Annotated in this window: 12 protein-coding genes and 1 tRNA gene; 4 read left to right on the top strand and 9 right to left on the bottom strand. The window is 52.3% G+C overall.

The features are described from left to right. Positions 1–12: 12 nt before the first annotated feature. A complete protein-coding gene (gene kduI, locus LZP96_RS16700) occupies positions 13–849 on the bottom strand; it encodes a 5-dehydro-4-deoxy-D-glucuronate isomerase (RefSeq protein ID WP_064327263.1) in 837 nt (278 codons plus the stop codon). A gap of 458 nt (positions 850–1,307) precedes the next feature. Between kduI and LZP96_RS16695 the strand changes: the two genes are divergently transcribed. Beyond that, a complete protein-coding gene (locus LZP96_RS16695) occupies positions 1,308–2,483 on the top strand; it encodes an oligogalacturonate lyase family protein (protein ID WP_064327264.1) in 1,176 nt (391 codons plus the stop codon). 179 nt (positions 2,484–2,662) lie between these two features. On the opposite strand, the gene LZP96_RS16690 is transcribed toward LZP96_RS16695, so the two are convergent. The 3 genes from LZP96_RS16690 to LZP96_RS16680 form a co-directional block, all read right to left on the bottom strand. Then, positions 2,663–3,346, bottom strand: coding sequence for an oligogalacturonate-specific porin KdgM family protein (locus tag LZP96_RS16690; RefSeq protein WP_064327265.1), 684 nt, complete (start codon positions 3,344–3,346; stop codon positions 2,663–2,665). Between the two features lie 317 nt (positions 3,347–3,663). Then, the gene (locus LZP96_RS16685; RefSeq protein ID WP_064327266.1) at positions 3,664–4,842 is read right to left on the bottom strand and encodes an acetyl-CoA C-acetyltransferase; all 1,179 of its coding nucleotides are present in this window, start codon (positions 4,840–4,842) and stop codon (positions 3,664–3,666) included. A gap of 94 nt (positions 4,843–4,936) precedes the next feature. Continuing rightward, positions 4,937–5,803, bottom strand: a complete 867-nt coding sequence (locus tag LZP96_RS16680) for a LysR family transcriptional regulator (RefSeq protein WP_064327267.1) — start codon at positions 5,801–5,803, stop codon at positions 4,937–4,939. Positions 5,804–5,905: 102 nt separating this feature from the next. On the opposite strand from LZP96_RS16680, the gene LZP96_RS16675 reads away from it, so the two are divergent. Then, positions 5,906–6,364 carry a multidrug/biocide efflux PACE transporter gene (locus LZP96_RS16675; RefSeq protein ID WP_064327268.1) on the top strand — a complete coding sequence of 153 codons (459 nt, stop codon included), beginning with the start codon at positions 5,906–5,908 and terminating at the stop codon, positions 6,362–6,364. A gap of 120 nt (positions 6,365–6,484) precedes the next feature. Then, positions 6,485–7,714 (top strand): amino acid permease, encoded by a 1,230-nt coding sequence (locus LZP96_RS16670; RefSeq protein ID WP_064327269.1) that lies wholly within the window; start codon positions 6,485–6,487, stop codon positions 7,712–7,714. 65 nt (positions 7,715–7,779) lie between these two features. On the opposite strand, the gene LZP96_RS16665 is transcribed toward LZP96_RS16670, so the two are convergent. From LZP96_RS16665 to actS, 4 genes are all read right to left on the bottom strand, one after another. Further along, complete coding sequence (locus tag LZP96_RS16665; protein WP_064327270.1) at positions 7,780–8,052, bottom strand: GNAT family N-acetyltransferase; 273 nt, start codon at positions 8,050–8,052, stop codon at positions 7,780–7,782. A 10-nt stretch (positions 8,053–8,062) separates the two neighbouring features. Next, a complete protein-coding gene (gene yjdI / locus LZP96_RS16660; RefSeq protein WP_064327271.1) occupies positions 8,063–8,293 on the bottom strand; it encodes a 4Fe-4S mono-cluster protein YjdI in 231 nt (76 codons plus the stop codon). A gap of 353 nt (positions 8,294–8,646) precedes the next feature. Continuing rightward, positions 8,647–8,720, bottom strand: a tRNA-Gly gene (locus LZP96_RS16655). A gap of 80 nt (positions 8,721–8,800) precedes the next feature. Beyond that, positions 8,801–9,547: an amidase activator ActS gene (gene actS, locus LZP96_RS16650; RefSeq protein WP_064327272.1), complete on the bottom strand. Its 747-nt coding sequence runs from the start codon at positions 9,545–9,547 to the stop codon at positions 8,801–8,803. 253 nt (positions 9,548–9,800) lie between these two features. Here actS and idi point away from each other — a divergent pair, with 253 nt between their 5' ends. Then, the gene (gene idi, locus LZP96_RS16645; protein ID WP_064327273.1) at positions 9,801–10,343 is read left to right on the top strand and encodes an isopentenyl-diphosphate Delta-isomerase; all 543 of its coding nucleotides are present in this window, start codon (positions 9,801–9,803) and stop codon (positions 10,341–10,343) included. 46 nt (positions 10,344–10,389) lie between these two features. Here idi and lysS read toward each other — a convergent pair whose 3' ends face one another. Next, positions 10,390–11,907, bottom strand: a complete 1,518-nt coding sequence (lysS, locus tag LZP96_RS16640) for a lysine--tRNA ligase (protein ID WP_064327274.1) — start codon at positions 11,905–11,907, stop codon at positions 10,390–10,392. Between the last annotated feature and the right edge of the window lie 2 nt (positions 11,908–11,909).

The following is an 11,909-nucleotide window of genomic DNA, read 5'->3' as shown; positions in this document are numbered from 1 at the left end:
AACTGCCCGCGACTAGCGCAGATCTTTAACAGCGACGTGGTCCATGTCATCAAATACCTGGTTTTCACCGACCATACCCCAGATGAAGGTATAGGCTTTGGTTCCGACACCGGAGTGAATAGACCAGCTTGGCGAAATGACCGCCTGCTCGTTGTGCATCACGAGATGGCGGGTTTCCTGCGGCTGCCCCATCATGTGGAACACGCAGGCGTCTTCGTCCATATTGAAATAGAAGTACACTTCCATGCGGCGCTCGTGCGTATGGCACGGCATGGTATTCCAGAGATTCCCCGGCGCCAGTTCGGTTAAGCCCATGCTGAGCTGACAGGTTTCCAGGACATCCGGCACAAAGTATTTATTGATCGTGCGACGGTTACTGGTGAGATTGTCCCCCAACGTAACGGGAGAAACATCCGCAGGCGTCACCTTTTTGGTCGGGTAAGTCATGTGCGCCGGCGCGCAGTTGTAGTAGAACTTCGCCGGTTTGCCGGCATCGATACTGGCGAAGACCACTTCTTTCGCCCCTTTACCGACGTACAGCGCATCACGATGACCGATTTCATGGCACTGACCATCAACGGTGATGGTGCCCGCGCCGCCAATATTGATCACCCCCAGCTCACGACGCTCCAGGAAGTAGCTGACCCCGAGCTGTTTGCCCACTTCACCGCCCACGGACACCGTCGTTGAGACCGGCATAATGCCGCCAACAATAATGCGGTCGATGTGGCTGTACACCATGGTGTATTGATCGGCAACAAACACCTTCTCGACTAAAAACTCATCGCGCAGCCCCTGTGTATCCAGTGTCTTTGCATGCGCGCTGTGGATGCTTTGTCTGACCTCCACGTGTACCTCCAGAATTGATCGTGCCCGAGGGCCAGGATAATTAACGAAACGATGTTCCGTTTTCATGTTGCACACATAGTATCTGCTGAGAAATGGGTTTTCAATTACATTTAAAACGTTGTTTCACTTTTTCTGCATCTTAATGACGGAAATGCAGTTGCGATCACGAATGTTGAGCGTTGACAGAGAAAAGCGCAGCAAACAGCAATCCGTCAGGTTGATTTTTTACTTTAATAAACAACTAATTATAAAAACTTTGAGTTTTCACATCGAACGGGGAATCACGCGCATAAAATCAAAGAAACCCATCGACTCCGTTAATAAATCTTACAAATTGCGCCATCAGTCACACACATTGAAACGTTGTTTTGATATTTTGATACTCAGTTTTTAACTCGATAATCATTCAGATATGGCTGCCGAAGCAGGATTCAGCCGTCACTATAAAGGAGTGCATCATGGCTAAAGGTATGCGGGTCAAGCTGAACTACGAGCACAGCCGCGATCCGGATACAGGCGTGGAAATAACTCGCCTGACTCCACCGGAAGTCACCTGTCATCGTAATTACTTCTACCAGAAGTGTTTCTTTAACGATGGCAGTCATTTGCTGTTCGCGGGGGAGTTCGACGGTCACTGGAACTACTACCTGCTGGATGTGAAAAAAGCTGAAGCTGTCCAGTTGACCGAAGGCGCTGGCGACAATACTTTCGGTGGATTCCTCTCACCGGATGACGCGTCGCTTTATTATGTGAAAAACGATCGCGTCTTGCTGGAAGTGGATCTTAAAACGCTGGCGGAACGCGAGGTTTATCGCGTACCCGATGAGTGGGTCGGCTACGGAACCTGGGTGGCTAACAGCGACTGCACCAAACTGGTCGGCATTGAGATCGCGAAAAGCGACTGGACACCGCTTAATGACTGGAAAATCTTCCACGACTTCTTCCATAAAGGACCGCATTGCCGTCTGTTGCGTGTCGATCTTAAGACCGGCGAAAGCGCGACCATCCACGAAGAGAAAAACTGGCTGGGCCATCCTATTTACCGTCCGTTCGATGACAATACCGTGGCCTTCTGTCACGAAGGGCCACACGACCTGGTCGACGCCCGCATGTGGATGGTGAACGAAGATGGCAGCCACGTTCGCAAAGTCAAAGAGCATGCTGAGGGTGAAAGCTGTACGCATGAATTCTGGGTGCCAGACGGTTCGGCGCTCGTCTATGTCTCTTACCTGAAAGGCCAGCAGGGTCGCACTATTTACCGTTTTAATCCGGAGACGGGCGTCAACGAAGCCGTTATGCCAATGCCTGCCTGCTCGCATTTAATGAGTAATTTTGATGGAACCTTACTGGTGGGCGATGGTTCCGGCACGCCGGTAGATGTGAAAGACACCAGCGGTTATACAATCGATAACGATCCGTATCTTTATGCGTTTGATGTGGCGAAGAAAAGTTATTTCCGCATTGCACGTCATGATACCTCCTGGGCTACGGTGGCCAATAGCCGCCAGGTGACCCATCCGCATCCGTCCTTTACCCCGGATGATAAAGCGGTTCTGTTTAGTTCCGATAAAGACGGCAAACCGGCGCTCTATATCGCGAAACTTCCCGAGCAACCTGAAATGTTGCATGCATGATTTAAGTGAGTGTTTCTGTAACTGGCCTTGCCCTCCTTTATGGAGGGCTTTTTTTTGGCCCGCAGAGGCAGATTAGCGGTTGTGATCCAAAATCATTCGCGTGACCCGACACTGAAGAGACGCAAAAAAGCCGGCTCGTGGCGAGCCGGCTTTTTCCCGGAGGTACTGCTTATTTATTATTAGAAAGAATATGCGACGCCTAAACGGAAACGCGTCTGACGCTCGTCGGTCTCTTTTACCCCAACGTTGCCCACTTCAACATACGGCGCCCAGTTTTTATCCCATTTATAAGCCAGCTTGGCATTATATTCATTGGAATAATCTTTATTATTATTTCTAATCGTGCCCTCGGAGCTTTTCGCGTAAACATAGTTCAGCTCTGTACGCCAGTCTCCCATTACAAATCCTACCCATGCATCTCCACGGTTAACTTTATCGTCTTCTTTATTTGAGCTTGACGGATAACGGGTATATTCATAACGGTAACGCGCTGCCACATAAAAACCACTATCGAAGCTATATTGCAAATGCAGATTAGGTTTATAGATGGTGCGACTGTCATTACTTTCAAGAGTAAGCGCAGGCGTCAGAGCAATATTTTTGTTAGCCTTCCAGCGCCAGCTAATCTGGTCTTCATGACCATTACCAACCATATCAGCAAACGGCTGATCGGCCTTATCGCCACCTGATTTCCATTTAGCTTCTACAGAGAAGCCCAGGCCATTATCAAAACGATGTGAAACCGACACGCGGTCGGCGTTCGAACCGCTATCAATATATTCATGACGCAGATCGACGGTGACGGCCTGGGCCGCGAATGACGCACCAACAAGAGAAGCAAGGACCAGAGATTTCTTAAGCATGCCAAAAACCCTCAATTGAAATGATGTTTCGTTTTTATGGAATTGCATTTTATTTTTAAAGCACCATTATTTTAGTGATCGGGATCGTAATTACTTGTTTCATTTTTTTTGGCAATGATCGACGTGACCGGCATCAACAAAGACGGTCAACCAAGGGTAAATTTCAGGATTAAGATCACATTAATTTTTTATAACCGAGGAAGTAAAGTGAAGAAATTATTAGGTCATTAAGAATTTACTTATCCATGTAAAAATAAGATCGCGCTCAAAAAAAAAGCCTCCGGTATAAGGAGGCTTCGTTAAAAAGAAGGGCGATATTATCTTTCGATAGCGAGCGCTACACCCTGACCGCCGCCGATACAGAGCGTAGCCAGCCCTTTGCGGGCGTCTCGTTTAATCATTTCGTGTACCAGCGAGACCAGAATACGACAGCCGGACGCCCCTATCGGGTGACCGAGCGCAATCGCGCCGCCGTTCACATTCACCCGCTGAGGATCCCATTCAAGCATTTTTCCTACAGAGAGCGCCTGTGCCGCAAAAGCTTCGTTCACCTCTATAAGATCTACATCACCAAGCTGCCAGCCCGCACGCTCAAGGCATCGGCGTGTCGCGTAAACAGGCGCGATCCCCATCAACGCCGGATCAACGCCCACGCTGGCAAAAGCCTTGATGCGCGCCAGTACGGGTAAATTGAGCTCTTCTGCTTTCGATTCACTCATCATCATCACGGCGGCGGCACCATCGTTAATCGAAGAAGCATTGCCTGCCGTCACGGAGCCGGTGCTCTCGAATGCCGGGTTGAGCATTGCCAGCCCTTCTGCGCTGGTGTCGGTGCGCGGCTGTTCATCAGTATCAACGATTAACAGTTCATTATTCTGACGTACCGTATTCACCGGGACGATCTCATTGCGAAATCGTCCGGAATCAATGGCCGCGCGGGCTTTTTGCTGCGAGCTGAGCGCGTAAGCATCCTGAAGTTCGCGGCTGATACCATATTCCCGCGCCAGGTTTTCGGCGGTGACGCCCATGTGGTAGTCGTTGAACGCATCCCACAGCCCGTCGTGGACCAGGCTGTCGAGCAGCTGACTGTTTCCCAGCTGCGCGCCGGTGCGGCTGTCCGTTAGCACATGCGGCGCACGGCTCATATTCTCCTGGCCGCCTGCAATCACCACTTCGGCTTCACCGCACTGGATCGCCTGCGTCGCAAGATGAAGCGCTTTCAGCCCGGAGCCACACACATCATTAATGGTGATAGCCGAGACCGTGTTAGGTAATCCGCCTTTTAAGGCCGCCTGACGAGCCGGGTTTTGCCCGGCACCGGCCGTGAGGACCTGACCCAGGATCACCTCGTCAATTTCATGCGCGGGGATGCCACTGCGCTCCACCAGCGCTTTCAATACCACGCTGCCCAACTCAACGGCGGAATGACGTGCTAATGCCCCCTGAAAGCAGCCGATAGCCGTACGCAACGCCCCCACGATCACGACCTCTTTCATCTCAACCTCTGCGCAAAATGACACCGCAGATAGTAGAGGCATTGTTATCAACAATTAACGTAATTGTTTAAAATAAGTGAGTTTAGTCACAGGATTATCGCGCCTGATGTAAATACTGACGCAACCAGTTTCCTGCCACGCCCGGCGGGGCGCGTTTATTCCACAGAAGGTCGACGGCAATGGTGCGCGGCCATCCGGTTACGTTAAGCTGCACAAGGGTTTTTGCCCCCGCGAATTCGTCTACCAGGGCACAGGGCAGCGCGCACCAGCCAAACCCCTGCACGGCCATACTCAGCAGCATCAGGTAATTGGGTGCCGACCAGACAGGCCCGCGCGCCAGCGAAGGCTCGCGTTCCAGATAAGTATTCAGCTGCAGTTCGCGCCAGCCGTGAAGTTCATCCGCCTCTATCAGCGCCTGCTCTGCGAGGGGATGCGACGTGGAGACGTAAATGGCCATACGGCTTTGCATCGGCAGGCGCGTGGCACCTATCCCCGTAGGATAACTGTCCCGGGCCTCGGTCAGGCCAATATGCGCCCGCTCCTTTTGCAGCAGGTCAATAACATCCTCCTCCTCCCCGACAAGGCACTCAAATTGCGTGTGGGGATAACGGGCATCGAACTCCGTCATCAGGTTTTCCAGCACGTCCGGGTTAAGCGTATCCGATAACACAAACGTTAAACGCGCTTCCGTTTGCGCGGTAAGCGACACGGCCAGCTGATCCAGGCGCTCGCCGGCGGCAAGGATGGACTGGACATACCCCAGCACCTGTTTGCCCTGCGCGGTTAAAACAGGCTGACGGGCGGAACGGTCAAACAGGGCAAAACCTAAATCCGCTTCAAGATTGGCAATGGCCGTACTGATGGTGGACTGGCTTTTACGCAGCCGTCGCGCAGCCGCAGAAAAAGAACCGGTGGTCACCGTCTCAACAAAGGCGGTCAGGGCTTCAGGGGAGTAACGCATAATCTATCTACTTTATCGATGGTAACTATCTTTTATATATCACCTTTTACGATGACAATAGTCCTGTCAACGCCCATTCCGGCGAATTAATGAGGTCAGTAAATGCAACACGATGTCCATAAACGGAAATTGCCGGAGCGCATTTTCCATGCCGTCAGCTTTGAGCTGATCGCCACCGCGATTCTGGCGCCCACTGCGGCCTGGTTAATGGGCCGTTCGGTGCTTGAAATGGGGGGACTGACCATCATCCTGGCGACGACCGCCATGGTCTGGAACATTATTTATAACTTCGTTTTCGACCGTTTCTGGCCCAGACACCGCGTTCCGCGGACGACCAAAGTTCGCGCCCTGCACGCGCTGGGTTTTGAGTGCGGGTTTATCGTCATTGGGGTGACGATTGTCGCTGCCGTGCTGGGCGTGACGCTGCTTCAGGCCTTTACGCTGGAGATTGGTTTCTTCCTGTTCTTCCTGCCTTACACCATGTTCTATAACTGGGCATACGACACCCTGCGCGACAAAATGATCAAACGTCGCCAGCAGCGGCGTGCGCTAACACACTAATCCCCCATGGGCCGGAATCCCCTTCCGGCCCAGACATAACGAAGCAACTGCTCCGGCAACGAAGAATTATGGTAAATTACTCTCCTTTTTGTTCGTTTTTATAGTTGATACGTTGCTCTAATGTCGAAAATTTGGTCTAAAGAAGAAACGCTCTGGAGCTTTGCCCTCTATGGCACTGCCGTGGGCGCAGGAACATTGTTTCTGCCCATTCAGCTTGGCTCCGCAGGCGCGATAGTCCTGCTTATCACCGCCCTGGTGGCTTATCCATTAACCTACTGGCCGCATAAAGCGCTGGCTCAATTTATCCTGTCGTCCAAAACCAAAGGCAGCGAAGGGATAACCGGCGCGGTCACGCACTACTACGGAAAGAAAATTGGGCATCTGATCACCACGCTCTACTTTATCGCTTTCTTTGTTGTCGTTCTGATCTACGCCGTCGCCATTACCAACTCGCTCACCGAACAGCTGGCGAAGCATCTTACGGTAACCACAACCGTACGTATGCTGGTGAGTCTGGGCGTGGTCATGGTGCTTAACCTGATCTTTCTGACGGGTCGCCACATCACCATCAAAGTGATGGGATTCCTGGTTTTCCCCCTGATTGCCTACTTCCTGTTTGTGTCGTTATATCTCACCACAAGCTGGCAGCCTTCGCTGCTGACCAGCCAGATGGCGTTCGATCAGCACACGCTGCACCAGGTATGGATTTCTATTCCTGTGATGGTTTTTGCTTTTAGCCATACCCCGATTATCTCTACGTTCGCCGTCGATCGACGCGAAAAGTATGGCGATGCGGCAATGGGTAAATGCAAAAAAATCATGAAGGTCGCGTACCTGATTATTTGCCTGAGCGTACTGTTCTTTGTCTTCAGCTGTCTGCTGTCGATTCCGCCGTCGTATATCGTGGCGGCGAAAGAAGAAGGCGTGACGATTTTATCGGCGCTTTCGATGATGCCCTCCTCCCCGGCCTGGCTGGGTATTTCGGGCATTATTGTGGCGGTGGTCGCCATGTCGAAATCGTTCCTGGGCACCTATTTTGGGGTGATCGAAGGGGCGACAGAGATCGTGAAATCGTCGCTGAATCAGGTGGGCGTGAAGAAGAGTCGTGCCTTTAATCGGGCGCTGTCGATCATGATGGTGTCGTTCATCACCTTTGTGGTGTGCTGCATTAACCCGAACGCAATCTCGATGATTTATGCCATCAGTGGGCCGCTCATTGCGATGATTTTGTTTATCATGCCGACGCTCTCCACTTACTTAATCCCTGCGCTTAAACCGTATCGCTCTATTGGTAATTTGCTGACGTTAATTGTCGGCGTCCTGTGCGTTTCGGTGATGTTTGTCGGATAAAAAAAAGCGGTGTTCAGCGCATGGCTGAACACCGCGTCTCGCCGTAAGGCTTTTTCCAGGCAAAACTAGGCGCGAATATCGTCGTATTCGCGGGTTTTGTCGAATTCGTGTTTGGCGAAAGGACACAGAGGAATGATTTTGCGGTTTTCAGCGCGCATCTCTTCGACCACTTTTGCGACCAGCTGCTTGCCAACGCCCTGCCCTTTCAGACTCTCATCCACATCCGTGTGCTCAATAATGCTCAGGTTTTCCCCCGTAGGGACATAAACAATTTCGGCAACCTGATTGCCGTGCGCATCGTTGACGTAAAACTTGTTGTGGCCTTGCAGAATTTCCATGGTTCCTCGCTTATTTTTGGCGGTACTTCAGCGCACCGCTCGGGCAGGTGTCAATCACACGTACAACCGTTTCAACGTCCACTTCATCCGGAATGATCCACGGTTTACGCTTCAGGTTGAAAAGCAACGCACTCCCCCGCACGCAGTTGGCAGAGTGCTGACACAGGTTGGTATTAAAATAGACGTCAATTTTTTCGCCGGTATAGGCCCGGTACCCCGCGTCCAGGAGTTCGTTATCCATGACATTGCCTCTGTTGTTTTTATCAATTAGGGATAAGCATAGCGCTTGCTGACGCCCGTTCGTTCTGGATTCTGCCTGCGATAACGCAGGCGTGCACGGGTAAACCGTTACGCCTCAGGATCACAGACACTATGAAGAAAATGGCAGAAATACGCAAAGGGGAACAGAGCGTGTACCGCGTTAAAATGAAATGCTTCTATACGGCCTGAAAAGTTCAGCTTTTATATACTGCTGCACGCTGTATGGGGCAGATATTATCCGGGCGGAGCGCGGCGTCATTCTCAACAATCATTGAGGACATTTATGCGCGTGAAGAGTATTTAATGACATTGTGCGACAGGCTGAAGAGATTCTGGAGCGGGCGAAGGGAATCGAACCCTCGTATAGAGCTTGGGAAGCTCTCGTTCTACCATTGAACTACGCCCGCTTTGAGGTGCGTTAGGCATTATAGCCCTAACGCACCGTCACACAAGCCTCTTGTTCGCTAAGTGGCGAGAAATTAATCATTTAGCACTTAGGCTTACTGCCCTGAGCCGGTAAATAGCGTTGGGGATCGATTGCCGTGGCGCGGTAGCGAATCTGGAAATGCAGCGCAACGGAACTGGCGCCGGTACTGCCCATCGTCGCTATTTTTTGTCCTGCTTTGACGTTTTGCCCATTGTTAACCAGTAACGAATCATTATGCGCATAGGCGGTGATGTAATCCTCACCGTGCTTAATCATGATCAGATTGCCATAACCGCGTAGCTGATTGCCCACGTAGACCACTTTACCAGCGCCGGACGCATAAACCGGTGAGCCGCGCGTGCCTGCAATATCAATCCCCTTGTTGCCCCCTTCTGCGGTGGAGTACGGCAGGACCACTTTTCCGCTCGCAGGCCAGACCCAGCAACGCTGGCCAACCGGCGGCCATGATGATTTTGGTACGGCATAGGATGGGGTGACTTTGGCGGTTTGGCCTTTACCCGAGCTCGATTTCTTCGAGGTGGACCCGCTACTGCTTACCCGGAGCTTTTGCCCCACTTCTATGGTATAGGGCGCGGAAATGTTATTCAGCCGCGCCAGCTCCTTCACGCTGGTGCCGGTTAAGCGCGAAATGCGATAAAGCGTATCGCCGCGCTTCACGGTATACACCGTGCCGGAATAGCTGCCCGCATCGGATGATTTACTGCCCGAGCAGCCCGCCAGCAATAACGTTAGCGTCAGGCATAAAACAGCGGTAAGGGGATTTCTCGTCAGGCTTCCTGCAAACAAAACAGTTCCTCGGTCAGCGTGAATGGCGCACTATGATAACAGTCTCCCCCCTGATGCCCAATATTTGCCGTAAAAGGATCGTTATCGGGCCTCTCCTCTGACAGAACGCGTCAGCTCTGTGGGCCAAACGGTTCATTTAAGAATGCAGTATAATAACAAAATCCGATGACGCAGCCCTGCCCGCCCCGCGCTTAAACACGCCGAAAACGGGATACGCGCGACGCCATTCGGCATTTTTGTTACTGGAGCAAGAATGAGCATTCAAGAACACGTTATCTTAGTTAACGAACGGGGAGAGGTTATTGGCACCGAGGAGAAATATGCCGCGCATACGACGCATACCTCGCTGCATCAGGCCTTCTCTTCCTGGCTTTTTAACCCGCAAGGCGAATGCCTGGTGACCCGACGCGCCATGAATAAAAAAGCCTGGCCCGGCGTCTGGACCAACTCTGTCTGCGGTCATCCGCAGATTGGCGAAGCGATTGAGCAAGCGATCGTCCGCCGTTGTCGCGATGAGGTCGGGGCCGACATTACCGACATCACCCCCGTTGCGCCTGAATTTCGTTACCGTAAAGTCGATCCTTCCGGCATCGTAGAAAACGAGGTCTGCCCGGTTTTTGCCGCCCGTATCACCAGTGAGCTTAACGTGAATCCCGATGAGGTGATGGAGTATCACTGGGTCGAGCTGGAGACGTTATTCCGCGCCCTGGACGCGACGCCGTGGGCCTTTAGTCCGTGGATGGTGATGGAAGCCGCCGCCGCCCGCGAAGCGCTCACCGCTTACGCGGCAAAATAAAAAAGCCCCGGCGAAACGCTCGGGGCTTTTTTTATGTCTTAAAGACTTATTTCACCGGACGCATGGCCGGGAAGAGGATCACGTCACGGATGGTGTGGCTGTTGGTGAACAGCATGACCATACGGTCGATACCAATACCCAGGCCCGCCGTAGGTGGCAAACCGTGTTCCAGCGCGGTCACGTAGTCTTCATCGAAGAACATCGCTTCGTCATCGCCCGCTGCTTTCGCATCAACCTGATCCTGGAAACGCTGCGCCTGATCCTGCGCATCGTTCAGCTCGCTGAAGCCGTTACCGATTTCACGACCACCAATAAAGAACTCAAAGCGGTCGGTGATTTCCGGGTTTTCGTCGTTACGACGCGCCAGCGGAGACACCTCTGCCGGATATTCGGTAATGAAGGTTGGCTGAATCAGATGGGCTTCGGCAACTTCTTCGAAGATCTCGGTCACGATGCGGCCCAGACCCCAGCTCTTCTCAACCTTGATGCCGATGCTTTCTGCAATCGCTTTGGCAGAGTCGAAGTTATCGAGGTCAGCCATCTCCGTTTCCGGACGGTATTTCTTGATGGCTTCGCGCATGGTCAGCTTGACGAACGGCTTACCGAAATCGAAGACCTCTTCACCGTAAGGGACTTCCGTGGTGCCCAGAATATCCTGCGCCAGCGTACGGAACAGAGATTCGGTCAGCTCGATCAGATCTTTGTAGTCCGCGTAGGCCATATAGAGTTCCATCATGGTGAACTCTGGGTTATGGCGAACGGAGATACCTTCGTTACGGAAGTTACGGTTGATTTCGAAGACGCGCTCGAAGCCGCCGACCACCAGACGCTTCAGGTACAGTTCCGGCGCGATACGCAGGTACATGTCCAGGTCCAGGGCATTATGATGGGTGATGAACGGACGAGCAGACGCACCGCCGGGGATCACCTGCATCATAGGGGTTTCCACTTCCATAAAGTCGCGGTTAACCATGAACTGGCGAATACCGGCCATGATCTGAGAGCGAATTTTGAAGGTCTTACGGGATTCATCATTCGAGATGAGATCCAGGTAACGCTGACGATAGCGCGCTTCCTGATCCTGCAGGCCGTGGAATTTATCCGGCAATGGACGCAGTGCTTTGGTCAGCAGACGCAGCTCGGTGCAGTGGATAGACAGTTCACCGGTTTTGGTTTTGAACAGCTTACCCTTCGCGCCCAGGATATCGCCCAGGTCCCACTTCTTGAACTGCTCGTTGTAGATGCCTTCCGGCAGGTCGTCACGAGAAACGTACAGCTGAATACGACCGCCCACATCCTGTAACGTCACGAAAGACGCTTTACCCATGATACGGCGGGTCATCATTCGGCCAGCAACGGACACTTCGATGTTCAGCGCTTCGAGCTCTTCGTTCTCTTTCGCATCGAAGTCAGCGTGAAGCTGGTCTGAGGTATGATCGCGACGGAAATCGTTCGGGAAGGGAATACCCTGCTCACGCAGTGCAGCCAGCTTCTCACGACGGCTTTTCAGTTCGTTATTAAGATCGACTACCGCGTCAGTGCCCTGTGCTTGTTGTTCAGACATGT

It is taken from the genome of Huaxiibacter chinensis, assembly GCF_022171985.1.
Classification (GTDB): Bacteria; Pseudomonadota; Gammaproteobacteria; order Enterobacterales; family Enterobacteriaceae; genus Enterobacter; species Enterobacter chinensis_A.
Note: the sequence above shows the minus strand (reverse complement) of the source record. Positions and strands in the feature narration are given on the sequence as shown.

Bases quoted from the DNA above. Each gene is read 5' to 3' on its own strand.
- LZP96_RS16680 (WP_064327267.1), bottom strand. From the start codon at position 5,803: ATGCGTTACTCCCCTGAAGCCCTGACCGCCTTTGTTGAGACGGTGACC.
- LZP96_RS16670 (WP_064327269.1), top strand. From the start codon at position 6,485: ATGTCGAAAATTTGGTCTAAAGAAGAAACGCTCTGGAGCTTTGCCCTC.
- LZP96_RS16685 (WP_064327266.1), bottom strand. From the start codon at position 4,842: ATGAAAGAGGTCGTGATCGTGGGGGCGTTGCGTACGGCTATCGGCTGC.
- LZP96_RS16690 (WP_064327265.1), bottom strand. From the start codon at position 3,346: ATGCTTAAGAAATCTCTGGTCCTTGCTTCTCTTGTTGGTGCGTCATTC.
- lysS (WP_064327274.1), bottom strand. From the start codon at position 11,907: ATGTCTGAACAACAAGCACAGGGCACTGACGCGGTAGTCGATCTTAAT.
- LZP96_RS16665 (WP_064327270.1), bottom strand. From the start codon at position 8,052: ATGGAAATTCTGCAAGGCCACAACAAGTTTTACGTCAACGATGCGCAC.
- idi (WP_064327273.1), top strand. From the start codon at position 9,801: ATGAGCATTCAAGAACACGTTATCTTAGTTAACGAACGGGGAGAGGTT.
- LZP96_RS16695 (WP_064327264.1), top strand. From the start codon at position 1,308: ATGGCTAAAGGTATGCGGGTCAAGCTGAACTACGAGCACAGCCGCGAT.
- LZP96_RS16675 (WP_064327268.1), top strand. From the start codon at position 5,906: ATGCAACACGATGTCCATAAACGGAAATTGCCGGAGCGCATTTTCCAT.
- yjdI (WP_064327271.1), bottom strand. From the start codon at position 8,293: ATGGATAACGAACTCCTGGACGCGGGGTACCGGGCCTATACCGGCGAA.